This is a genomic window from Gordonia terrae (assembly GCF_051789125.1).
In the GTDB taxonomy this organism is placed as follows: Bacteria; Actinomycetota; Actinomycetes; order Mycobacteriales; family Mycobacteriaceae; genus Gordonia; species Gordonia terrae_A.
The window spans coordinates 4,397,541-4,420,212 of sequence record NZ_CP196526.1 but is presented as its reverse complement, the minus strand read 5'-3'; the positions used below and the strand labels follow the sequence as shown (position 1 = coordinate 4,420,212).

The window sequence follows — 22,672 nt, the reverse complement described above, 5'->3', positions numbered from 1 at the left end:
GGTCAGTCACAATTCGCGCGGGTGTCGACGTGTGGCAGGTAGGCCGCACGCTGGGCGTCGGTGATCGGTGCAGTGCTCGCGCAGATCCACCGGCGGGCGTCGTCGAGGTCCAGCGTGTGCCGATAGACGTTTCCCGTGGTGTCACCGCCGGTGATGATCTCCTCGTCGGACGGGAGTCGATCCGGGACCTGCCAGGTGGTCGTGGTGTCGGTGGTCGCGAGCAGGGTGCCGACCGGCAGCGGATCGGTCAGGCGGCCGTCGTCGTCGAGTGCGAAGCTGATCAGTTCGTGGGTCGCCGTGCCCACCGCGAGTCGGCTGGGTGCCATCGAGAGGGTCGAGGCGAACATGTCCTCGTGCCGATCGAGCTGTTCGGGCCGGCCGTCGGTGCCCCGCGGCGGGAGCCGCCACGTCGACAGGTCTCGCGCCGCGACGACCAGCACGTCGCCGCTGTCGTCGAATGCTGCCTGCGCGATCGGGGTCTCGTCGTCGACGACCGAGACCGGGAGGTCGCGCCCCGACGTGAGGTCGTAGAGGTAGACGCGTTTGTCGTCGGAGGTCACCGCCAGACGTGAACCGTCGGGACTGAAGGCCACGTCCCGGATCAGGTCCGAGGGACCCCGCAGCGGCAACCCCAGCCGGCGGGGAGCGCCGGGCGCCGAGGTGTCCCAGAGTGCGACGGTGGTGTCGGTGTCGCCGGTGGCCAGGACGTTGCCGGTGGGTGCGAACGCCACCGGGAACGAGTACCGGGTCCCGACCTCGAGCGCAGCGGCTCGTCTGGGGGCCGCGGCATCGGCGACGTCCCACAGTTCGACCAGACCGCCGTTGTTGTTCGCCGTCGCGGCGAGTGTCCCCGGGCCGTTGAGGCTGACCCGCGGATGGTCGTTGACGCGCCGCTGGATCGGCGTCCGGGATCGCAGGGCGAGTCCTTCCGATCCCATGGCCCACAGGTTCAGGGTGGTGTCGGCGCCGACGGTGGCCAGGAGTCGTTGCGACGCATCGGTGTCCAGGCCGGTGATCGTTCCACCACGGTCGGGTTCGCTGCGATCGGGCAGGCTCCACACGTCGATCGTGCCGTCGGACCGCCCCGAGACGAGCCGTTCTCCCGTCGGGTCGAACCGTGCGGCGAAGGTGCGCACCGAGCCCTGTTCGGAGGTGGTCTGCAACGCCCACTGCAGCGTCGGGGACGTGGGGTTCGAGATGTTCCAGACGCGGACGAGGCCGTCGGCGCGCGCGGACGCGACCTGCGAACCCGACGGGTCGAATCCGATCGACCACGAACCGGCCGTGCTGTTGGGCAGCGACGTGCTCACCGGACGGGGGTCGGCGGGATCGGCGACATCCCACAGTTGGGTGTTCGGGCTGTCCCCGGTGACCGCGAGCGCCCGGCTGTCGGGGCCGAACGCGACGGCGTGGGTGATGCTGGGGAATCCGGTGAGGATTCCCGCCGGCCGGGGGGACTCCCCGGTGGTCCACAGCCGCACGGTCCGGTCCTCGCCGCCGCTGGCCATGAGTCGGCCGTCGGGACTGAACGACAGCGTCCGGGCGGCGGCCGTGTGCCCGCGTAGCACCGCGGTCTCTCGTATCGACCCGGTGGGTGACACGGCGTACACCGTGATCGTGCCGTCGTCCGACGAGGCGGCCAGCGTCTGCCCGTCCGCCGAGAACCGCACCATGTAGACGGTGCCGTGACCGGGAGAGACGGTCGTCGCCAGGCGCGGGTTCGATGCGTTCGTCAGATCCCACATGCGGACCGAGCCGTCGCCGCTGCTGGTGGCCAGGAGCGGCCGGGTGGGGTGGAAGTCGGTGCCGGTGACGTAGTTCCCGAAGCCGCGCAGCACCGCGACCTCGCGGTAGCCCGGGGCGTCGGCACGTTCCCAGATCCGTACGGTCCGGTCCCCGCTCGCCGAAGCCAGGTAGCGCCCCGTCCGGTCGAAGGCGAGGTCGTAGACGGGACCGGTGTGTCCCGCCACGGGCGTGACGAGAGGGGTGGTCGCGGCGCCACGCAAGCGGCTGGCCACGGTCGGGTCGTCGGGGTAGATCCGGTGGGCGATGAGGAGCAGTCGTGCGGCCAGAGATGGGTTCGAGGCCTGCATGCCGTCGATGTGGGAGAGCAGGGCGGACCGTTCGGCGGCGTTGCGCTGCTCCCGCAGGTCGTGTGCCTGGCGGAACCCGATCGCCGCGGTGATGGTCGCGGCGATCGCGAGGACGACGATGACCGACACGGCGCCGACCCGCGTCAGACGGCGCCGCTGCTGCATGGCGAGGGCGGCGTCGAGGAAGGCGTCGTTCTCGCGGCTGAGCAGGTGCAGGTAATCACTGTGCAGCGCCGCGCGGTGACGCATGGCCTCGTCGAGGCGGGACCCCGTGTAGAGAAACGACCGGCCGCGGTGGTTGTCCAGCCACGCCTCGGTGTCGGAGTCGAGTTGTTGGCGCCACCGGTGCGTGTCGGAGTCGTCGGCGATCCACTCGGCCAGCCGCGGCCAGGCGGTCAGCACGACGTCGTGCACGAGCATCACCGAATCGGTGGACACGGTCAGCAGACGAGCCTGCGCGAATGCGTCGATGACCGTGGCCACCTCGGGCGGGAACCGCCCGGTGAGGGTGGTCGTCGACAAGGGCACCCGAAGCGCGATCCCGGCGGGTCCGACGTGGACGAGCGCGAGCAGGACCGCGCGAGCGAGATCGCGATGTGCGGGGTCGATGGCTTCCCAGGTGGCCTCGGCGGTGTCGGCGACCGCGCGTGCGATGCCGCCGGTCGCCCGGTATCCCGACAGGGTCATCCGGTTGCCCGACCGCCGCGACCACGTCGCCTGCAGGACGTGCGCCAGCAAGGGCAGGCGGCCGGCCCGGTCACCCACCGTCGACGCCTCGTACAGATCCGTGATCATCACGTCGGCGAGACCCGGCTCGATGCGGCCGCCGGCGAGACGGACCGGTGCGGTGATGACCTCCCGTAGCTGCGTCCGCGTCATCTCGGAGACGATCACGCATCGGCTCTGCCAGGCGTCGGCGAGGAACGGGTGCTCGACGCACTGGCTGAAGAAGTCGGCGCGGACCCCGACGACCACGACGGTGTCGGCGGCGAGCTCCTCGACCTCGCGGAGTGTGGCGGTCCGCAACGGCTCCTCGAGGGAGAAGACGTTCTCGAACTGGTCGATGACGATGACCGCGTCGTCGGGCATCGCCGGATCGCTGTCCGTGTCGTCGGACGGGGTGGAGATGGCCAGACCCGCGGGGGTGATCTCGCCGAGTCTCGGGTCGGGGGATCTGGGGTCCCGCGCGAGGCCGGCACGCAGCAGCGACGATTTGCCCGACCCCGACACCCCGGTCACGACGACCAGCCGCGACGCAGGCGTCAGCGGAGGCGGCCCCTCGCGTGCGGCGAGAATCGTGTCGACGAGTGTGGCCACGAGGTCGTCGCGGCCGAAATACAGCTCGCTGTCCGCGGCGGTGAGGGTGGCCAGCCCGGCGAACGGACGCGTGTGCTGGACGGGGGGCGGTTCGGTGCGGGCGTCGTCGGGGGCTCGACGGTCCCACATCTCACGCCACTGCGGGATCGTGAGGACGTCGACGACCCCCGCGGCCACGGCTCGCGACGTCAACCAGACGAGGAGCGGTTCGACGGTTGCGAAGTCGCGTGGCAGGTGCCGCCCGTTGCGCCAGTCGCTGATGCGTTGCGCCGACACCTTGGCGCGTGCCGCGGAGGCCCGGAGGGTGGGGCGACCCGCTTGCACGAACAGGCGCGCGAGCGCTTCACCGAAATCCACTCACCTGACCCCACGCTCGCCCCGACAGATCGACCGCACCATCATGCGATAGCGGATCGGCGTGCGCCACCATTGCGTGCCCGGTGTGGTGACGGCCACGTCGGGAGCCGGTCGCAGGGCATCGGACTGCGGGGTCCGGACCCGGTGACCAGGGCCGGTCCGGAACAGTTGCGTCCGGTCCGGAGAGTCCGTTTGCGCCGTGACCTGGGCCTATGTCGGCAATTGCTGTCCGGAACTGGAGTGTGGCGCCGCGCTGGGGTGTGCTGTTGGGGCGCATCCCGACGGGGGTCGGGACAGCGCACAGGTTGCGTCGATCGAAGGACACACGGAGGTGTTCGGAGAACACTGCCCGTCGGGGGCTGTGTGTCGTCCGGTCCACGCAACCGCGCGGGTGCCGGACTCTTCTCGGCGGGGGTCGGCGGACTCCGGCACCCGCGTCCCCTCTCACGCGTTCGCGTGCCCGCGCATTTTCGTCGGGCCTGCTCACTACGATCTGCTCATGCGACACATGCCGGGGGCGTCGCGATGACAGCGCGTCCCAGAATTCCCGACGCGCAGCGGCCCACGATCACCGACGCGAAGCGGCCCACGATCACCGACGCGCAGCGTCGCGCGCGACTCGTTCGTCGTGCGCACCTCGATCCGGACTCGCGGGCCTCGACCGTCGTCGACGCCGCGTCGACGATGGTCGGTTTGCACGCCACCACTCCGTCGACCGTCTACCTGTCGGCGTGGGCGCGTATCGGTCCCGGCTTCCGGCGGGAGCATGTTGACGCCGCGCTCTACGACGACCGGACGGTCGTCAAACACCTCGCGATGCGCCGAACGCTGTTCGTCTTCCCGCGCGATGTCCTCGTCGAGGCGGTTGGAGCCCTCGGCCCACGCATCTCGGCGTCCGAGCGCACGAACATGTTGCGGGATCTGCGTCGCAGCCCCGATTACGACGACCCGGAGGGTTGGATCGAGCGGGCGCGCGAGGCGGTCCTCGCCGAACTGGCCGGCGGTGAATCGTTGACCTCCACTGAGCTCCGGCAGCGGTTGCCGGTGCTCGACGGTTACATCACGCATGGGGAGGGAACGTCGTGGGCGGGGCGCGCCCCGATGGGACCGCGGGTACTCAACATGCTCGACGCGGCGGGGGAGATCGTCCGCGGACCCAACCGGCTGGGTTGGCATCTGTCCCGGCCGGCGTGGACGTCGATGGAGCGGTGGCTCGGGGAGCCGCTGCCGTCGATGACCGTGCACGACGGACATCGGGCGCTGATCGAACGATGGCTGCGTACCTACGGGCCGGGCACCGAGACGGACATGGTGTGGTGGCTGGGGTCGACCAAGACCGCCGTCCGCGCTGCGCTGGCCGACCTCGAGACCGTGCAGGTGGACCTCGAGGGCGGCGGCATCGGCCACGTCCTGCCCGACGACGTTCCCGGTGACACCGGCCTCGATGATCCGGTCGAGCCGCGGGCTGTGCTGCTACCCGAACTCGATCCGACCACGATGGGCCACAAAGAACGCGCGTTCTACCTCGGGCCGCACGCATCCCAGATCTTCGACACTGCCGGAAACGGTGGCCAGACCGCGTGGTGGGACGGACGCATCGTCGGTGGGTGGTTCCGCCGGCCGGACTCGTCGATCGACATCATCCCGCTGGAACCGCTGACGCGGGCGGCCCGGCGCGCTCTCGACGCGCGCGCCGAGGAACTCGCGGCATGGCTCGGGGACGAGCCACTCAAGACCGGATATGCCGCACCGTACGCGCGCGGGCTCTGACATCGCCCCGAGTCGACTTCTGGATCGACATCGGTCAATATTGATGAGTGTCTAACAAGAACCTGCTGCTGACGGCCGGCCGGGGCCTGAGTGCCGCGGAGGCGGAGGCGACCGCCCCGGTGGTGAAAGCGCTCGCCGATCCGGTTCGGTTGCGGTTGCTGTCGGAGGTCGCTGCGCATCCGGGAGGGGAGGCCTGCGTCTGCGACATCTCCGGATCGTTCGACGTCTCGCAACCGACCATCTCCCACCACCTCAAAGTGTTGCGGGAGGCGGGTCTCGTGACAAGCGAACGCCGCGCGACCTGGGTGTACTACCGCGTGAACACCGAAGCGCTGCAACAGCTCTCGGATCTGCTCGGGGACCTCGCGGCAGTCGTGGGCGAGTCCCGGTCGTGTGAGGTGCCCCTATCCCTCGAGGTACCCCGATCCCTCGAGGTATCGGAGTGACCGCCAGCGAGACCGCGGTTGCCGGCAAACTGTCGATGCTCGATCGGTTCCTGCCGGTGTGGATCGGCACGGCGATGGTCGTGGGTCTGCTGGTGGGCCGCATCGTGCCCGGTGTGGGTGACGCGCTGGCGGCGGTGGAACTCGACGGCATCTCGCTGCCGATCGCCCTCGGACTGCTGATCATGATGTACCCGGTTCTGGCGAAGGTGCGCTACGACCGGCTCGACTCGGTGACCGGCGATCGTCGTCTGTTGCTGGGATCGCTGTTGCTGAACTGGATCCTCGGCCCGGCGTTGATGTTCGCGCTGGCCTGGCTGCTGCTGCCGGACCTGCCGGAATACCGGACCGGGTTGATCATCGTCGGGCTGGCCCGTTGCATCGCGATGGTCGTCATCTGGAACGATCTGGCGTGCGGCGACCGCGAGGCCGCGGCCGTTCTCGTCGCGCTGAACTCGGTGTTCCAGGTGGTCATGTTCGCCGTGCTGGGCTGGTTCTACCTCTCGGTGTTGCCCGGCTGGCTCGGCCTGGAACAGACGACGATCGACGCCTCGCCGTGGCAGATCGCGAAGTCGGTGCTGATCTTCCTCGGCATTCCGCTGGTCGCCGGTTACCTCACCCGCCGCATCGGCGAACGCCTCAAGGGTCGTGAGTGGTACGAGACATCGTTCTTGCCGCGTCTCGGGCCGTGGGCGCTCTACGGTCTGCTGTTCACCATCGTCGTGCTCTTCGCCCTGCAGGGGGAACAGATCACCTCGGCGCCCTGGGATGTCGCCCGGATCGCGCTCCCGCTGCTGATCTACTTCGCGGTGATGTGGGGCGGAGGGTTTGTTCTCGGTGCCGCGATGGGACTGGGCTACGAGCGCACCACCACGCTCGCGTTCACCGCCGCCGGCAACAACTTCGAGTTGGCCATAGCCGTGGCGATCGCGACCTATGGTGCGACCTCCGGTCAAGCCCTCGCCGGGGTCATCGGGCCACTCATCGAGGTGCCCGTTCTCGTCGGCCTGGTCTATGTGTCCCTGGCGCTGCGCACACGCTTCACCGCTCCCGTCGAACCCACCGAGGAGGCCGTCCGCCGTGGCTGAATCCATCGACGTGCTGTTCGTCTGCGTGAGCAATCGCGGCAAATCCGTGATGGCCGAACATCTCTCGCCCACGGTGACCGACCGCATCGCGGCGTCATCGGCCGGAACGAGTGCGAAGGTCGGCGGTCGGGTCAACGAACTGTCTGCCCGGTCGCTTGCCGAGGTCGGCGTCGATGTCACCGGCCACCGGCCTCGTCAACTCACCGACGACCTGATGCGCGCGGCGGATCTCGTCGTGGTGGTCGGTACCGCAGAGGTCGCGACGCCCGACGGGGTCGAGATCGAGGTCTGGGACACCGTCGAGCCCTCGGTCGACGGTATCGACGGCATCGAACGGATGCGACTGATCCGCGACGACATCACCGCACGCATCCGCGGCCTCGCCGACCGTCTAGGACGCTGATCGGCGGGCTTGCCCTGACGGCGGACCGAACACCGAGGCGATGGTGTCCGGGGACCACTGGACGTACTCGACGACAGCGCCGTCGGGGTGTCGGAGATATGCGAAGCGCCCTGTCGCACTGCGGGATTCGCCGATGAACTCGGCCGCATCGAGCAGTGCGATGAGTGCGTCGAGATCGTCGACGACGACCGGACCGACGGTCGACCGATAGTGCTCGACATCGTCGTCGGTTCCCGCGATGAGGAGGAAGTCGCCGACGGCGGCGAGCTCGGCCTTCTCGAACGGGAACCGAAGATCGGCGGAAGTGCCGACGAGCGTCTCGTAGAGCGGTAGTGACTCGTCGAGGTCGGCGACGAATATCCTGGCGTAGGTCTTCAGCACTCGCATCGACCCCACGCTAGGAGCGCAGGCGGATGAGCGGCAGTACGCACTTTCAGGTGAGTGGGGACGCGGCGTCGTCCGCCGGTGCCGAGCAGCGGGCACGAGAGCTCGCGCGATCTGTGTTCGCCGTCGTGTCGACGAAGTGGGGATTGACCGTCCTGGAGGAGATGTTGCAGCGCCCCCGCCGGTTCCGTGAGTTGAAACGGTCGATCGGGACGATCAGCGACAAGGTTCTGACCCAGACGCTGCGCGATCTCGAGGCGCATGGGCTCGTCCACCGAGATGACCATCGCAGCGCGAACCCGCGGGTGGACTACACCCTGACGGACGCCGGTCGGGACCTCGTCACGACGGTCCACGGCCTGTGCGACTGGTCGCGATCCCATCTCGACGACCTGCTGGCGGCGGCGGGGTCGGTCGACCGAGAGTGACAGCATCGCCGGGAACGAAGTCGGTACGCGAGGTGTTGGGACGGCCATGAGCGCTCCCATCGCCGTCGACATCTGGTCCGATATCGCGTGCCCCTGGTGCTACATCGGCAAACGGAAGTTCGAGGCCGGACTCGCAGCATTCGCCGGACGCGACGACGTCGAGGTGACGTATCACAGTTTCGAGCTCGCGCCCGACACACCGGTCGACTTCGACGGGTCCGAGGTGGACTTCCTGGTCCGGCACAAGGGGATGCCTGCCCAGCAGGTGGAGGGCATGCTCGAACAGGTGAGGGGGCTCGCCGCCGAGGTCGGTCTCGACTACGACTTCGACATCCTTCAGCACACCAAGACACTGCAGGCGCACGAAGCGCTGCACTTCGCGAAAGCCCGTGGCCGACAACTCGATCTGATGGAGAGGCTGTTCAAGGCCTACTTCGAGGAGGGGCGTCACCTGGGACGACGCGACGAACTCGCGGATCTGGCGGTGGAGATCGGCCTCGACCGCGACGAGGTCATCGCGGCTCTGGACTCGGGTGAGTATGCGCCCGCCGTCACCGCCGACATCGACCAGGCGCGCGCATACGGCATCAACGGGGTGCCGTTCTTCGTGATCAACGGCAAGTACGGCGTGTCCGGTGCGCAGGCGCCGGAAACGTTCACGCAAGCCCTCGAGAAGGTCCGGGCCGAGGTGAACGGATCGGTCGACAAACCCACCACCGATGGTCAGACACACCCCTGAATCAGGTGCGGGTGTGTCCATCGGGGGTGGGTTTGTGGGGCCCGCCGACGTGTGAGTGCCCCGCCGAAGTGGGTATGTACCTGCGATGCAGACGTTCCTGCCGTATCCGGACTTCCGACGCTCCGCGGAGGCTCTCGACCAGGCGCGACTCGGCAAGCAGCGGGTGGAGACACTGCAGATCCTGCGTGCGCTCGAGTTGTTCGACTACGGCTGGGCCAATCATCCCGCCGTCGTGATGTGGCGTGGTCACACCCCGGCGCTCGTCGCCTATGGCCTCGCGTTCGTCGACGCCTGGACGCGAGAGGGTCGTGCCGACTCGACCGCCCCGATGATCGCCGAGTTCGCGCCGGACGTGGTGGGCAGGTCGCAGTCGGATCTGGCCACCAGTGGCCTGTTGCCACCGTGGCTGGGTGACGAGCGCATCCACCGAAGCCATCGTTCGGCGCTGCTCCGCAAGGACCCGGATTTCTACGGCGCCCGGTTCGACGACGTCGGCGATGACCTTCCGTACTTCTGGCCCGACGCGCCCGACTCGGCGGCAGCCCATGACCTCGACGTCCCGGCGCGCAGCGTGTGGGTCATCCGCCCGTCGTCGGTGGAGCAGTACGCGGAGTTCCGGCGGAGGCGAATCGTGGGATTCGGTACCGAGTCCGGCATCGACGTCGACGCCTCGGTGGGAACCGAGAGCGAACTGCGCGCACTGCTGAAGGAGGTCTGTCCGGGTCGTCGACCGGGCAAGGACCTCCGGGTGCTCGCGTCGTTCGTCAGCGACGTCGCGATCGCGGACGAGATCGCCGTCGTCGACCCGGCCGATCAGGACGTCCTCGCGCTGGGGGAGGTCGTCGGTGACTACGAGTTCTCCCTGCGCGGCAGAGCTCTCACCCCGCACCGACGACGCGTCCGGTGGACGGGCACGCTCGACCGGGCATCGGTCGTCCCGCCCGCCCTCCTGCAGAACCCGAGGAAGCTCTTTCCGGTGGGCGTCGCGCATGCCGGGCGTACCGCTACTGCACGGGAGCAGCAGAACGGCAGGAGGGTGTAGTCCGATCGGTTGAATTTGCCCCGGAGGTAGGTGCGGGTCGGTCCAACTCTTGCGGAATCGCGACGGCAATCGCGGCCCCTCACGGCCGGTGCACCCTCTGGACTTCATCCCGTATTCGCAGGTCAGTCGCACCCTTTGCCGTGGAAATACATTTGCGGCCCGGTGAAACTCACAAATCATTTGTTTCTCGACGACCGGTTACGGGTGAACAAATGGCCTCGAGGGATGCCGTCCCGGGGACGCGTCCCATCCGGGTGCGTATGGTGAAAAGTATTCGGATTGATACCTGCACGTTGGAGTTCCGTTGTCGAGGCGACGGTGCGGTAGAAGTCATGTGAAGGGACTGTGATGTCCGCAGTGGGTGGTTTTCTCCACCGGCGCCTGATCGTCACGGCTGTCGCCGTCATCGCAATCGTTGTGGCCGTTGGTGTTCCGTCGGTGGCGTCGGCTGAGCCGGACGCCGAGTCGGCACGCGCTGCGTCCCTCGCCCGCGCGATCGCCGACGGGCGGGTCGTGGACCTGTCGGTGTACTCGTCGTCGATGAAACGCGAGGTGCCGGTTCGGGTTCTTCTGCCGGCCGACAGTTCGAAGCCGCGTCCCACTCTCTATTTGCTGAATGGCGCAGGTGGCGGCGAGGGCACCGGACATTGGTTCGAACAGACCGACATCGTGGACTTCGTGGCCGACAAGAATGTGAATGTCGTCGTTCCCATGCGCGGCGCATACAGCTACTACACCGATTGGGTGAAAGTCGACCCGGTGCTGGGTCGAAACAAGTGGACGACCTTTCTGACCAGCGAGTTGCCGCCACTGATCGACAAGAAATTGAACACGACCGGCGTGAACGGGATCGCGGGCATCTCGATGGCGGGCACGTCGTCGCTGAGTCTCGCCGAGTCCGCTCCTGAGCTCTACCGGGCCGTCGCGTCCTACAGCGGATGCGCCGAGACGAGCACCAATCTGGGCAGGCTGGCCATCCGGGCGGTCGTCGAGGGCCGCGGCGGTGGCGACATCGCCAACATCTGGGGGCCGGTCGGATCACCCGGGTGGCGTGCGCACGACCCGGTGGTGAACGCCTACAAACTGCGCGGCAAGTCGATCTACATCAGCACGGGCACCGGTGTACCCGGTCCGCACGACCGCCTGCAGAGCCAGGGGATCGACGGGCAGACCACCATCTACATCGATCAGATCGCCGTCGGCGGCGCCATCGAGGCGGCGACCCATCAGTGCACCCTCAACCTCGACCGCCGGCTCAGACAACTCGGCATCCCCGCGACCGTCGACTACACACCTGGTACTCATGCCTGGCCGTACTGGCAGGACCAGCTCGTGAAGTCATGGCCCATGATCGAGCGCGCGCTCACCGACTGAGCTGGCCGCGATCTGTCACGATGTGTGCGTGACCTCGACCCCGGGAGCGCCGAGCCCCGTCCGGAGTTTGCCGAACCTACGCGACCTGGGCGGCTGGGCAGCGGCTGACGGACGGACGGTTCGATCGGGCCTGTTGTTTCGGTCCACGGACTTCTCCGCCCTCGACGCAGCCGACGTATCTGCACTGGAGGCCTTGGGGCTGAAGACGGTCTTCGACCTGAGGTCGGGCCATGAGAGCGAAGCCATCCCGGACCCGGATCTTCCCGGTGCGTCGAACATCGGCCTAGACGTCCTCGCCGATGCCCAGATGTCGATCCCGGCCAACATCGGCGCGGTTCTCGCCGATCCGGAGGTCGTCGCGCAGGCGGACGAGATGCTCTCGGGCGGAAAGGCGCGCGAGATGATCGCGGGGACCTACCGCGAGATGATCACCCTCCGCAGCGCGACGGATGCCTACACCGGGTTCTTCCGCGGGCTGCTCGGCGACGCCCCCACGCCGATCCTGGTGCACTGCACCACCGGCAAGGACCGGACCGGCTGGGCATCGGCCGCCTTCCTGACGTTGATGGGGGTGTCCGCGGACGACGTCTATCGCGACTATCTGCTCACCAACGAGCGGCTGATCCCCGCGCTCGCCCCGATCTTCGACGGTTTCGCGGCGGCGGGAGGGAACCCCGAACTGCTCGTCGGCGTGCTCGGTGTCGACGCCGGCTACCTCGATGCCGCGTTCGACGAGATGCGTCAACGATTCGGTGATATCAGTGGCTACTTCAGTGAGGGTCTGGGGATCGACGCCGCCGAGCAGGATGCGCTGCGGGAGCGGTTCCTGAGCTAGCGGTCGACATGCTCTGGACCAGTCGCCAGAACTGTTCCAGGTGGCCGGCCATGTCGAGGGTCTCGTCGAACAGCCACTGCACCTGGAGTCCGTCCATGAGCGCGATGGCCATCACGGCCAGCGCGTCAGCGTCGGTCTCCGGCGGTAGCGCCCCGCGCTGTTGCATCCGCTCGATCTCGGCGGACAGTGTCCGACGGGCCGTCGCGTAGCGGTCCACGAAGTACTGGTGGGCGGTGTGATCGGGCTCGGTCGCCTCGGCCGCGAAGCGCGTGTAGAGCTGCACCAGCCCGGGCTGGCTCTCGTTGTGACGAACCTGATCCACCAGTGCGTCGGGCAGGGCGGTGTCCGGATGGAGTCCGCGATCGACTGCGTCCCGACGCTCGAGGATGGCTGTGAACAGCTGTTCCTTGGAGCCGAAGTAGTGCAGGAGGCCGGCCTGGCTCAGGCCCACCGCCTGTGCGAGCTCACGCACCGTGGCTCGGCGGTACCCCGATCGCGCGATCACGTCGAGCACCGCGGTCAGGATCTCCTCCCGCTTCGCCACGCCCTTGGAATACGCACCTCGCCGAACCACCCCCCAACAGTAGACGGCGCCGCCCAAAAACCGAGCGGTGTACTGTTTTGGGATGAGCGAGCTCGACCTGACCGAGAAGGCCGCACTGGGCAGCGGCGCCGATTTCTGGACCACGAAGGCGGTGGGTTCCGTTCCGGCGCTCACCCTCACCGACGGACCTCACGGTGTGCGAAAGCAGACGGGCGCGAGCGATCACCTCGGACTCGCGGGTAGTGAACCCGCGACCTGCTTCCCGCCCGCGGTCGGCCTCGGGCAGAGCTGGGACGCCGATCTCGTGCACCGCGTGGGTGAGGCGCTGGGTCGCGAGGCGAGGGCGCTGGGGGTCGACGTCCTGCTGGGCCCGGGCGTGAACATCAAGCGAGACCCGCGGGGCGGCCGGAACTTCGAGTACTACTCCGAGGACCCGATCGTCACGGGCCGGCTCGTGCGGCCTGGGTGAGGGGCGTGCAGAGCGTCGGGGTCGGAACGTCCCTCAAGCACTTCGCCCTCAACAACGCCGAACACGACCGGATGAGGTCGAGCTCGGACGTCGACGCGCGGCCGATGCGGGAGATCTTCCTGCGTGCCTTCTCCCACATCGTGCGATCCGCCGATCCGTGGACGGTGATGTGCTCGTACAACCGCATCAACGGCACCTACGCATCGGAGAACCGTTGGCTGTTGACCGACCTGTTGCGCGGTGAATGGGGTTTCGACGGTCTCGTCGTGTCGGACTGGGGTGCGGTCTCGGACCGTGTCCGCGCGGTCGCCGCCGGCCTCGACCTCGAGATGCCCGGCCGCGGTGGCTCGACCGACGAACAGGTGGTCGTCGCCGTGCGCAACGGTGAGCTCGGCGAGGCCGCGGTCGACCGAGCGGCCCGCGCGGTCGCCGACCTCGCGGCTCGTACTGCAGCGGGACGTGAGAGTGCGACGGCGATCGACCCCGAGCGCCACCATCGGCTGGCCCGCGAGGCCGCGGCACGGTCGGTCGTGTTGCTGAGGAACGAGGGCGGCCTCCTGCCGCTCGGCCCGGCCCGGTCCGTGGCGGTCATCGGGGAATTCGCACAGGAACCGCGCTATCAGGGCGGCGGTAGCTCGCACGTGAATCCGACCCGGCTCGACGTGCCGGTCGACGAGATCCGGGCGCTGGGGGGACACGTCACCTTCAGCAGCGGTTTCCGCACCGACGGCGCGTCAGGTGATCCGGAGCAGGCCGTTCGCGCGGCTGCGGACGCCGACGCCGCGGTGGTGTTCCTGGGACTCGCGGCCGAGGAGGAGTCCGAAGGCTTCGACCGCGACGACATCGAACTGCCCGCCGGACAACTCGAGTTGCTGAACGAGATCCTGCAGGCGCAACCGCACACCGTCGTCGTACTCGTGCACGGTGGGGTTCTCCGCCTCGCGCCGCTGGACGGCGTGCCCGCGATTCTCGACGCGGCACTGCTCGGGCAGGCCGGCGGCGGCGGCATCGCCGACGTGCTCTTCGGCCGGACCAACCCATCGGGTCGGCTCACCGAGACCGTGCCCGTCCGGCTCCAGGACACCCCGGCCTACCTGAGCTTCCCGGGCGAGCACTCGCACGTCCGCTACGGCGAGGGCATCTACGTCGGCTACCGGTGGTACGACGCCCGCGATCTCGACGTGACGTTCCCGTTCGGACACGGATTGTCGTACACCACCTTCGACTACGCGGGTCTCGTCGTGTCCGATGACGCGTCGGAGATCCGGGTCGAGGTGACGAACAGCGGTGCCCGCAGTGGTCGGGACGTCGTTCAGGTCTACACCTCGAAACGCGACTCCGCGGTCACGCGCGCACCGCGTGAGCTGAAGGGTTTCGCGGTGACCCGGGAGCTCGAGCCCGGTGAGTCGCAGACCGTCACGGTCACCCTCGACCGGGACGATCTCGCCTACTGGGACACCCGGGTCGATCGGTGGATCGTCGAACCCGGGGAGTACACCGTCGAGGTCGGCGCGTCGAGCCGGGACATCCGGGTGATGGCAACTGTCGAGGTGGACGGCGATGACGTTCGCATCCCGCTCGACGAGAACTCGACCCTCGGGGAGGCACTCGCGCATCCGGCCGTCGCCCAGAAGCTCGCGGACCTGGCGGCGCAGAACCCGATGATGAGTGCCGACAACGATGCGCTGGGCGTCGACATGGTGCGCATGATCGCGTCCATCCCGTTGGGCCGTCTCGCCGGTTTCGGAATGAGTGCCGACGATGTGGCCGCCATCATCGCCGCGGGATGGTGAGGCCGTGATCGCGGCTCAGCGGAACACGATGCACGTGGTGGTTCCGTGCGCGACGAGCTTTCCGTCGTGTGAGAACACCTTGCCCTCGGCGGTCGCGGTGGTGCGACCCGCGTGGATGACCGTCCCCACGCCGGTGAGCTCGCCGGCGTCGACGGCCACCGACCGGATGTAGTTCACCTTCAGCTCGAGCGTCGTGTAGCCGACCCCCGCAGGCAGGGTGGTGTGCACGGCGCATCCCATGACGGAGTCGAGCAGGGTCGCGCAGATGCCGCCGTGAACGGTGCCCAGGGGATTGGCGAAGTCGGGTTGTGGGGTCACGGCGAACGTCACCGATCCCTCGTCGATCTGCTTGGGCACCATGCCCAGCAGGCGTCCGATGCTCGGACGGTCCGCGCCGGCGCCTCCGGCCTGCCAGGCGCGCAGCAGTTCGAGGCCCGAGAGGGCGGTGGGGTCGGTCGCGGTGTCCGCAGAGGTACTCATGACTATGTATGTTTGCATAGTCGGCCCCGGTTATGAAGACCCGCATAGTCGAGGGGCCGCGCTCGTGTGGCGATGACCTCGGCGAATGCTATGTATGCTGGCATAGGACACCGCGAGTATGAGGGTCTGGGTCTGCATAGGAGTTGCTGCATGGCATCACAGCCCGCCGAGTCCGTGATCACCGGCTCGGACGAACGCGGTCCGCGCGAGCGCATGATCGTGCACGCCGCCGACCTGATCGGACGTGACGGCGTCGCCGCGACGTCGATCGGCGACGTCATCGCCGCGAGTTCGGCGCCGCGCGGATCCATCTATCACCATTTCCCGGGCGGGAAGACACAGCTGATGACCGAGGCCGTCGAGTATGCGGGGGACTTCATCGCCGAACGCATCGGGCGCCGCACGACGATGATGCCGGCGGACACCGTCCGCGAAATCGGCGGTGTGTGGCGCCGACTGCTGGTCAACACCGACTTCCAGTTCGGCTGTCCGGTCTTGGCGGGTGGTCTGGCGCGGCGCAGCGAGCCGGCCGTCGCCGACGCCTCCGCCGAGATCCTCCGACGCTGGGCCGACCTCGTCACCGCCCGTCTGGTCGTCGACGGCGTGGACGGTGAACGTGCGGGATCACTCGCCAATCTCGTCGTCGCGGCGATCGAGGGAGCCGTCGGTCTCTGTCAGACGCAGCGCAGCGTCGAACCCCTCGATCGGGTCATCGATGAGCTCGCAGGTCTGTGCGATGCGGCGGTCGATCGGCTCCGATCCCACTGAGACGTTGGACACGCGTCTGCTCCATCAGTAGGTTCTCCATGTCGTCACCACCGAGGTGACGGTGGCCCGCGGTGATGGTCCGCGGTGGCTGACAGGGTGGGTGAGTTCGGGGAGATGACGCCATGACGCCGGTCTTCCGGCACGCGCTGGGTTCGGATTTCGACCGGTTGCACCCCAACGTCGCATGGCGCTACGGCATCGACTCCACCTCCGGGGTCGCCCAGATCTGTACCGGGATCTACGAATCCGTGTACATGTCCTCTGCCCTGCCCCCGCCTGCGGTCTGGCACTACGCGAAACGTAACGCCCTGCCCGCCAAGACGAGTCGGATGGTTCCGTTCACCCAGGGGTACTACTGCTACTCCGACGAACTGGGTCGCGAATCGCTCGCGGTGCTGCGGACGTTCCAGTACACCACCGGGCCGCGCAGGCTGAACTCCCTGCTCGTCGCCGGACGCTCCGGTCTCGTCGACTATTTCGGTGACGGACCCGAGTTCCTCTACCCGATCGAACCGTCGGTGACGCCGGCAGGCGAGCTCCTCCTCGAGAGCGGACCCATGCGCTGGCTCGGACGCGGACCCAAGGTCGGTATGCGTGGTCTGTTCACCGCCCAGATGAAGTACATCGAGGGATGGGACGAGCGGCGCGAACGCTTCCGCTGCGACGCGACCGTGCGCAACCCCGTCATCGGCGAGATCATGCATTTCCGTGGGTGGTTCACCGCCGTCGACCAGGCGTGCTCGCTGCGGGACATCCCCGACGAGGCGTGGCCGGTCAACCTGGTCGACCGCGAGAACTGACCGGCGTCAGAGCACACGACTCCGCGGGGTGCGACACGTCGTCGACAGTTCGTTGCATCGCCGAGATGGGGGCGCGGTAGGTTCAGCCCATGGCTGTCTCAGCGAACATCGAATTCGACGTTGCCGCCCCGGTCTCCGTGGTGATGGAAGTGCTCATGGACGTCGAGTCCCTGCCCGAGTGGTCGGGTCCGCACAAGGAGGCGGAGATCCTCTCGAGCCACGACGACGGGACCCCGGAGAAGGTGCGCATGGTCGTCACCGCGGCCGGGATATCCGACGAACAGACGTGCTCTTATGAGTGGACCGACACCAGTTGCGAGTGGCACCTCATCGAGTCGAACCAGTTGAGCCAGCAACACGGCAAGTACAGCGTCACCCCGACCGACAGCGGTTCGCACGTGCGGTTCGACCTCGCGGTCGATCTCAAGATCAAACTGCCCGGACTCATCGTGAAGCGGGCCCAGAAGATGGCCGTCGACACCGCGCGCAAGGGTCTCACCGCAGAGGTGGAGAAGCGCGCCGCCGGCTGAGGGATTTCGTGACCCGAGTGAGACGGGGCGATCGTCATCCGCCGGCGCATCGCACGGGTACGCTGAGGGCGTCACTTACCCGGCGCCGCACAATGGAGGCCAAAGCAGTTGAAAATCAAGAAGTTTGCCGTTCGCGGTCTGGTCCTGCTGGCCGGCGTCGCCGGATGTGTCGGATTCGCCGGTCTGTCGGGTGAAGGGGTGTCCTCGGCATCCACGCACTGCTCGGTGTCGAACGGACATCAGGTCGAGCGCGTCGAGGGTCGCAGTGGTTGTGGCGCGAAGGCCGGGCTCGGCAGCCGCGCGACCGCCGATGAACAGAGCGGAAGTGGTACGGCCGTCTCGGTGTCGGACAACGGCGGGAACGCCTCCGCGTACAACCTGCAGCCCGGGTCCACCGCTCTCGCCGGTGCCAACAGCCGGGGCACCGCCTACTCGGTGACGACGGGACCGAGCGCTCTCTCGATCGCCCAGGCACGCCGCGGCGGAACCGCACTCGCGGTCGGCGGCTGGGGTGGGGAGGCCTACGCCGGACCGGAAGGTGCGCGGTGCAGCGGCGGTTTCGCCACCGCCTTCGACAGCAGCACCGGCAAGGCGTGCCTCCACGCGGGATCGATCGACCTGCGCAACTGAGAGTCAGAACACGCCCGGCGCGACGGCCGTTCACCGGAGCGTCGGGCGTCGTTTTCCCCTTCGACCTATCGTTGTGGCGTGACCGACCTCCACACCACAGACGCCCAGATCGGCCCCGACTTCAGCGTGCTGAACGGTCGCGAAGCCCTACAACAGCTCGTCGACCTGCACGACACGACCCATTTCACGGTCAACGACGACGATGACGACGACCCGGTGCTGCTGACCCTTCCGGACCGGAACGTCGTCGACACCTGGCGCGAGGACTACCCCTACGACGAGCGGATGAGTCGTCGGGAGTACGAGGTGACCAAACGTCGCCTGCAGATCGAGCTGCTCAAGCTGCAGAAATGGTCCAAGCAGACCGGCCAGCGGCACCTGCTGGTGTTCGAGGGACGCGACGCGGCGGGCAAGGGCGGCACGATCAAGCGATTCAACGAACATCTCAACCCGCGCGGCGCCCACGTCGTGGCGCTCGGCAAGCCCAGCGAGCGGGAGGCCACCGAGTGGTACTTCCAGCGCTATGTCCAGCATCTGCCCGCGGGTGGAGAGATGGTCTTCTTCGACCGGTCCTGGTACAACCGGGCCGGCGTCGAACGGGTCATGGGCTTCTGCAGCCCGCAGCAGTACACCCAGTTCATGTCGCAGGTGCCTGCCTTCGAGAAGATGCTCGTCGACGACGGGATCAACCTCGTCAAGTTCTGGTTCTCGGTGACCCCCCTCGAACAGCGCACGCGGTTCGCCATCCGGCAGATCGATCCCGTCCGCCAGTGGAAGCTGTCGCCGATGGATCTCGCGTCGCTGGACAAGTGGGACGCCTACACCCAGGCGAAGGAGGCGATGTTCGCCGCCACGGACACCGACCACGCCCCGTGGACGGTGGTGAAGTCCAACGACAAGAAGCGTGCCCGCATCAATGCGATGCGGCACGTCCTCAGCCTGTTCGACTATGACGGCAAGAACGAGGCCTTCGTCGGGGTGCCGGACCCGCTCATCGTCGGACGCGCCGCCGATGAGATCGGGGAGTAGCCGCCCGATCTCATCGTCTCGGTAGCCTCGTGGCTGTGCGTAGCTTTCTGAGTGCCCTGTTGACGCTCGTCGCGATCGCGGCGACCGTGCTCGCCGTACCGTCGTTCTGGCTGGACCAGCGGCTGGTCGATCGGGAGGGGTTCGTCTCCACGGTCGCGCCGATGGCCGAGAACCAGCAGGTCAAGGACTACCTGGCGGACGAGATCGCCGCCCAGGCGACCGCGCGGACCGACCTTCCGATCGCCGGCGTCCTCGTCCGGCCCCTGGCCGGCCGCTACACCGACAGCGAACAGTTCCGACAGGACTTCGCCGACGTGGTGGGGCAGCAGCACGCATTCCTCTTCGAGACGCCTGCGCCCGGCACGGACACCTCGGTGATGCAGCTCGACATCACCGACATGATCAACCGGGCTCTGAACCTGTCCGGCGGCAACCGGATCCAGGGGCCGGTCGTGGTCGAATTGACCAATGGCGCTTCGGGTCTCGAAGCAGGCAGGTACGCCGAGGTCGGTGACCAGATCACGCTCCTCGCGTGGGGGTCGGCCGCGGTGGCGGTCCTCGCCGCACTGCTCGCCCTACTGGTGGCACGACGCCGCGGGACCGTCTTCGCGTGGCTCGGGCTGGGCGTCGTCGCCGCGGGTGTGTCGACCTGGGCGATGGGGTTGTTCTTCGCCGACCGTGCCAAACAGGAGGTGTCGGGAGCGGAGAGTTCCGGTCGCCGGGTGGCCGAACTCATCATCGACGGCGCGTACGACGACGTCACCCGTGTCGCCGTGATCGTCGGCGGCGTCGGTATCGCGATGTTCGCAGTGGGTGTCCTGGGCAGGCTGATCTTCGCCGGACGCCGCTGATCCTCCCCCGAGGGGTTCAGTGGCCGGCGAACGCCTCCGCCAGCCACCACGCCCCACCGTCGTCGGCGATCTTGGCGTCGATCACCAGCGGGCCAGACGGTGCGGCGGAGGGCAGCGAAGCGACCCAGCGTCTGACCCCGTCGAGGTCGTCGAGCCCGGTGACAGTGACCCCGGTGGCGCCGTGGCCGCGGGCGATGGCGGCGATGTCGACGTCGGGGAAGGTCACCGTGGTCATGTCGGCGTTGCCGAAGTGGTGGACTTCGGCACCGTAGGCGGAGTCGTTGTAGACGATGACGACCAGGGGCAGAGCCAGACGGACGGCAGTCTCCAGTTCGGCGATGGCCATGAGGAATCCGCCGTCGCCGGTGCCGAGCACCGGGACGCGACCCGGCTGGGCGAACGCCGCGCCGATCGCGGTGCCGAGACCGAGGCCGATCGACTGGAACGCCTGGGTGAAACAGAATCCGAACTCGTCGGGAACCGACAGGTGGGTCGACGGATAACCCATGAAGTTGCCGGAGTCGATGGACACGATCCTCTCGGCGGGCAGGATGTCGTCGAGCGCGATGGTCAGCGCCCGCGCATCGACCCGGCCGGGCGTGACCTCCACGGTCACGGGGACATCCCGCCACCGGGACGACACGTCGATCCGCTGCTCGACGTCCGCGGTCCGGTAACCGGTCCGCGCCGGACCGTTCCCGAGGAGGGCGAGCACGTCCGACGCCGTCGCCGCGCAGTCACCGACCACGCCGACGTCGACGCCGCGGTGCGTGCCGAGCGCGTCGACCTCGATGTCGACCTGGGCCACGACGCTGCCGTCGCCGATGAGGCGGCCGTGACGCATCGTCCACATGTTCAGTGCACAGCCCCAGCCGACAACGAGGTCGGCCCGGGTGATGAGCTCGGCGGAGACGGGGGAGGAGAACCCGCCGGAGATCCCCAGCGAGAACGGGTTTCCCGCGAACAGGCCGTTCGCGACGGCCGACGTGGAGACGAGCGCACCGGAATGGTCGGCGAGGGCCGCGATCTCGGGACCGGCGCCGCGCGCGCCACGACCCGCCACGAAGACCGGCCGGTGTGAAGCGTCGATCGAGTCGGCCAGGCGCCGCACCGACGCTTCGTCGGGCCGTACCCGCGGGGCCTCGGCGTGCACCGTGACCGGCGCCGTCACCTCGGCGGGCGCTGCCGCGACGTCGATCGCGACATTGAGCACGACGGTGCGGCGTTGTGTGACCGCGGTGCGGAATGCTCGCGCGACATCGGCGACGGCCGAGCTCGCCCCGTAGACGCGATCGCTGACCGCGCCCACGCTCGTGACGAGTGCGTCCTGATCGATGCGGAAGTTCGACCGCAACGCGGCCGCCGGGGCGTCTGCGGTGAGCACGATCATCGGGGTACGGCTCTTCGCGGCCTCGGTGATGCCGGTCATCGCGTTCGTCAGTCCGCATCCCTGATGGACCGACAGCACGCCGACGCGCCCTGACATGCGCGAATAGGCGTCGGCCATGCTGGCGGCGCCGCCTTCGTGACGCGCCGCGGTGAACGGCACGCCGCCGGAGCGCAGGGCGTTGGTCATCACGAAGTTGCCGCTGCCCACCACGCCGAAGGCGTGACCGACGCCGAGATCGGCGAGCACTCCGCCGACGACGTCGGCGACCGTCGGACCGTATGTGTCCGCCCGGCGCATCAGGCCGCGACGATCGCGAGCACGCGCGAGGGGCTTCCAGTTCCGCCGACGATCGGCAGCGGACTCACCACGATCACCGCACCGGTCGGCGGAAGCGAACCGAGATTGCGGAGGGAGGTGAGACCGTATTTGTCGTTGCCGAGGAAGTGATAGTGCACGGGGAACGCCGGGTCGAATCCGCCGGCGAGGCCGGCGTCCACGCCGACGGTCTCGACGCCCAGGCCGGTGATCTCGCGTTCGGTGGCGAGCCAGCGCGCACAGTCGACCGAGACGCCCGGGGTGTGCGACCCGGTCTCGTCGGCGTTGAGGAACTCGGCCTCGGAACCGCCCCGCGACTCCCACCCGGTGCGCAGCAGCAGCCAGGTGCCCGCCGTCAGCCGGCCGTGACGCTCCTCCCACCGCTCGACGTCGTCGACCTCCAGGAGGTGGTCGGGGTCGGCGGCGACATCGTCGGTGAGGTCGAGAACCGCGGCGGGCCCGATGAGCCGCTGCACGGGGATCTGTGAGACGTCGTCGCCGTCGCGGCCGCTGATCCAGTGGATCGGCGCGTCCAGGTGGGTTCCGATGTGCTCGCCGGTGTGAATGTTGTTGTGCCGCCAGTACGGTCCGGGCTCGTTGTACGCGCTGACCTCTTCGAGGCTGAAGTCGATCAGGTTGGCGAACGGGGCGGGCAACCGCAGCGCCGGTGTCGATGCGCTCAACGGGGTCGTCAGGTCGAGCACGCGGAGGGAACCGTCGGCGAGACCCTCGAGGAACGCGGACAGGGCGGGGGCGGTGGAGGGCATTGGCGACATCCTTTCAGCGACTGCGCCGAATGA

At 68.3% G+C, this 22,672-nt stretch carries 21 protein-coding genes and 1 pseudogene; 16 read left to right on the top strand and 6 right to left on the bottom strand.

Annotation, left to right across the window (positions count from 1 at the left end; all coding sequences use genetic code 11):
- Positions 1-2: 2 nt before the first annotated feature.
- A complete protein-coding gene (locus ACSUZC_RS19980) occupies positions 3-3,767 on the bottom strand; it encodes an nSTAND1 domain-containing NTPase (RefSeq protein ID WP_439030195.1) in 3,765 nt (1,254 codons plus the stop codon).
- 525 nt (positions 3,768-4,292) lie between these two features.
- On the opposite strand from ACSUZC_RS19980, the gene ACSUZC_RS19975 reads away from it, so the two are divergent.
- The 4 genes from ACSUZC_RS19975 to ACSUZC_RS19960 are packed head-to-tail and all read left to right on the top strand — an operon-like array spanning position 4,293 to position 7,471.
- Positions 4,293-5,537, top strand: coding sequence for a winged helix DNA-binding domain-containing protein (locus ACSUZC_RS19975; protein ID WP_439030194.1), 1,245 nt, complete (start codon positions 4,293-4,295; stop codon positions 5,535-5,537).
- Between the two features lie 47 nt (positions 5,538-5,584).
- Entirely contained in the window at positions 5,585-5,983 is a 399-nt protein-coding gene (locus ACSUZC_RS19970; protein WP_439030193.1) for an ArsR/SmtB family transcription factor, read from the top strand.
- On the top strand, positions 5,980-7,068 hold the full coding sequence (gene arsB, locus ACSUZC_RS19965; RefSeq protein ID WP_439030192.1) for an ACR3 family arsenite efflux transporter: 1,089 nt from the start codon (positions 5,980-5,982) through the stop codon (positions 7,066-7,068). The genes ACSUZC_RS19970 and arsB overlap by 4 nt, the downstream gene beginning before the upstream one ends.
- Positions 7,061-7,471, top strand: a complete 411-nt coding sequence (locus ACSUZC_RS19960; protein WP_439030191.1) for a low molecular weight phosphatase family protein — start codon at positions 7,061-7,063, stop codon at positions 7,469-7,471. Before arsB ends, ACSUZC_RS19960 begins: the two co-directional genes overlap by 8 nt.
- Here the strand turns inward: ACSUZC_RS19960 and ACSUZC_RS19955 are convergent.
- A complete protein-coding gene (locus ACSUZC_RS19955) occupies positions 7,460-7,858 on the bottom strand; it encodes a VOC family protein (protein WP_439030190.1) in 399 nt (132 codons plus the stop codon). The genes ACSUZC_RS19960 and ACSUZC_RS19955 overlap by 12 nt on opposite strands.
- Positions 7,859-7,884: 26 nt before the next feature.
- Between ACSUZC_RS19955 and ACSUZC_RS19950 the strand changes: the two genes are divergently transcribed.
- The 5 genes from ACSUZC_RS19950 to ACSUZC_RS19930 all read left to right on the top strand — a co-directional run bounded on the left by ACSUZC_RS19950 (position 7,885) and on the right by ACSUZC_RS19930 (position 12,273).
- Positions 7,885-8,283, top strand: a complete 399-nt coding sequence (locus ACSUZC_RS19950; protein ID WP_439030189.1) for a winged helix-turn-helix transcriptional regulator — start codon at positions 7,885-7,887, stop codon at positions 8,281-8,283.
- 46 nt (positions 8,284-8,329) lie between these two features.
- A complete protein-coding gene (locus tag ACSUZC_RS19945; RefSeq protein WP_439030188.1) occupies positions 8,330-9,022 on the top strand; it encodes a DsbA family oxidoreductase in 693 nt (230 codons plus the stop codon).
- Between the two features lie 85 nt (positions 9,023-9,107).
- On the top strand, positions 9,108-10,064 hold the full coding sequence (locus ACSUZC_RS19940) for an MSMEG_6728 family protein (RefSeq protein WP_439030187.1): 957 nt from the start codon (positions 9,108-9,110) through the stop codon (positions 10,062-10,064).
- A gap of 348 nt (positions 10,065-10,412) precedes the next feature.
- Positions 10,413-11,438 (top strand): alpha/beta hydrolase, encoded by a 1,026-nt coding sequence (locus ACSUZC_RS19935; protein WP_439030186.1) that lies wholly within the window; start codon positions 10,413-10,415, stop codon positions 11,436-11,438.
- Between the two features lie 28 nt (positions 11,439-11,466).
- Positions 11,467-12,273 carry a tyrosine-protein phosphatase gene (locus ACSUZC_RS19930; RefSeq protein WP_439030185.1) on the top strand — a complete coding sequence of 269 codons (807 nt, stop codon included), beginning with the start codon at positions 11,467-11,469 and terminating at the stop codon, positions 12,271-12,273.
- Here the strand turns inward: ACSUZC_RS19930 and ACSUZC_RS19925 are convergent.
- On the bottom strand, positions 12,209-12,847 hold the full coding sequence (locus tag ACSUZC_RS19925) for a TetR/AcrR family transcriptional regulator (RefSeq protein WP_439030184.1): 639 nt from the start codon (positions 12,845-12,847) through the stop codon (positions 12,209-12,211). The genes ACSUZC_RS19930 and ACSUZC_RS19925 overlap by 65 nt on opposite strands.
- Positions 12,848-12,899: 52 nt before the next feature.
- Here ACSUZC_RS19925 and ACSUZC_RS19920 point away from each other — a divergent pair.
- A pseudogene (locus tag ACSUZC_RS19920) lies at positions 12,900-15,079 on the top strand (glycoside hydrolase family 3 C-terminal domain-containing protein).
- A 15-nt stretch (positions 15,080-15,094) separates the two neighbouring features.
- Here the strand turns inward: ACSUZC_RS19920 and ACSUZC_RS19915 are convergent.
- Entirely contained in the window at positions 15,095-15,577 is a 483-nt protein-coding gene (locus ACSUZC_RS19915; RefSeq protein WP_439030183.1) for a PaaI family thioesterase, read from the bottom strand.
- Positions 15,578-15,709: 132 nt separating this feature from the next.
- Here ACSUZC_RS19915 and ACSUZC_RS19910 point away from each other — a divergent pair, with 132 nt between their 5' ends.
- From ACSUZC_RS19910 to ACSUZC_RS19885, 6 genes are all read left to right on the top strand, one after another.
- Positions 15,710-16,327, top strand: a complete 618-nt coding sequence (locus ACSUZC_RS19910; RefSeq protein WP_439030182.1) for a TetR/AcrR family transcriptional regulator — start codon at positions 15,710-15,712, stop codon at positions 16,325-16,327.
- 122 nt (positions 16,328-16,449) lie between these two features.
- Positions 16,450-17,127 carry a DUF4166 domain-containing protein gene (locus tag ACSUZC_RS19905; protein WP_439030181.1) on the top strand — a complete coding sequence of 226 codons (678 nt, stop codon included), beginning with the start codon at positions 16,450-16,452 and terminating at the stop codon, positions 17,125-17,127.
- 89 nt (positions 17,128-17,216) lie between these two features.
- The gene (locus tag ACSUZC_RS19900; RefSeq protein WP_439030180.1) at positions 17,217-17,657 is read left to right on the top strand and encodes an SRPBCC family protein; all 441 of its coding nucleotides are present in this window, start codon (positions 17,217-17,219) and stop codon (positions 17,655-17,657) included.
- 108 nt (positions 17,658-17,765) lie between these two features.
- Positions 17,766-18,287: a DUF6764 family protein gene (locus ACSUZC_RS19895; protein WP_439030179.1), complete on the top strand. Its 522-nt coding sequence runs from the start codon at positions 17,766-17,768 to the stop codon at positions 18,285-18,287.
- Between the two features lie 78 nt (positions 18,288-18,365).
- A complete protein-coding gene (gene ppk2 / locus ACSUZC_RS19890) occupies positions 18,366-19,316 on the top strand; it encodes a polyphosphate kinase 2 (protein ID WP_439030178.1) in 951 nt (316 codons plus the stop codon).
- Between the two features lie 35 nt (positions 19,317-19,351).
- Positions 19,352-20,167: a hypothetical protein gene (locus ACSUZC_RS19885; protein ID WP_439030177.1), complete on the top strand. Its 816-nt coding sequence runs from the start codon at positions 19,352-19,354 to the stop codon at positions 20,165-20,167.
- Between the two features lie 16 nt (positions 20,168-20,183).
- On the opposite strand, the gene ACSUZC_RS19880 is transcribed toward ACSUZC_RS19885, so the two are convergent.
- Both ACSUZC_RS19880 and ACSUZC_RS19875 read right to left on the bottom strand, forming a co-directional pair.
- Positions 20,184-21,854: a thiamine pyrophosphate-binding protein gene (locus ACSUZC_RS19880; RefSeq protein WP_439030176.1), complete on the bottom strand. Its 1,671-nt coding sequence runs from the start codon at positions 21,852-21,854 to the stop codon at positions 20,184-20,186.
- Complete coding sequence (locus ACSUZC_RS19875) at positions 21,854-22,639, bottom strand: cyclase family protein (protein ID WP_439030175.1); 786 nt, start codon at positions 22,637-22,639, stop codon at positions 21,854-21,856. Before ACSUZC_RS19875 ends, ACSUZC_RS19880 begins: the two co-directional genes overlap by 1 nt.
- Between the last annotated feature and the right edge of the window lie 33 nt (positions 22,640-22,672).

Bases quoted from the DNA above. Each gene is read 5' to 3' on its own strand.
- ACSUZC_RS19975 (WP_439030194.1), top strand. From the start codon at position 4,293: ATGACAGCGCGTCCCAGAATTCCCGACGCGCAGCGGCCCACGATCACC.
- ACSUZC_RS19955 (WP_439030190.1), bottom strand. From the start codon at position 7,858: ATGCGAGTGCTGAAGACCTACGCCAGGATATTCGTCGCCGACCTCGAC.
- ACSUZC_RS19950 (WP_439030189.1), top strand. From the start codon at position 7,885: ATGAGCGGCAGTACGCACTTTCAGGTGAGTGGGGACGCGGCGTCGTCC.
- ACSUZC_RS19945 (WP_439030188.1), top strand. From the start codon at position 8,330: ATGAGCGCTCCCATCGCCGTCGACATCTGGTCCGATATCGCGTGCCCC.
- ACSUZC_RS19940 (WP_439030187.1), top strand. From the start codon at position 9,108: ATGCAGACGTTCCTGCCGTATCCGGACTTCCGACGCTCCGCGGAGGCT.
- ACSUZC_RS19935 (WP_439030186.1), top strand. From the start codon at position 10,413: ATGTCCGCAGTGGGTGGTTTTCTCCACCGGCGCCTGATCGTCACGGCT.
- ACSUZC_RS19915 (WP_439030183.1), bottom strand. From the start codon at position 15,577: ATGCAAACATACATAGTCATGAGTACCTCTGCGGACACCGCGACCGAC.
- ACSUZC_RS19910 (WP_439030182.1), top strand. From the start codon at position 15,710: ATGGCATCACAGCCCGCCGAGTCCGTGATCACCGGCTCGGACGAACGC.
- ACSUZC_RS19905 (WP_439030181.1), top strand. From the start codon at position 16,450: ATGACGCCGGTCTTCCGGCACGCGCTGGGTTCGGATTTCGACCGGTTG.
- ACSUZC_RS19900 (WP_439030180.1), top strand. From the start codon at position 17,217: ATGGCTGTCTCAGCGAACATCGAATTCGACGTTGCCGCCCCGGTCTCC.
- ACSUZC_RS19880 (WP_439030176.1), bottom strand. From the start codon at position 21,854: ATGCGCCGGGCGGACACATACGGTCCGACGGTCGCCGACGTCGTCGGC.
- ACSUZC_RS19875 (WP_439030175.1), bottom strand. From the start codon at position 22,639: ATGCCCTCCACCGCCCCCGCCCTGTCCGCGTTCCTCGAGGGTCTCGCC.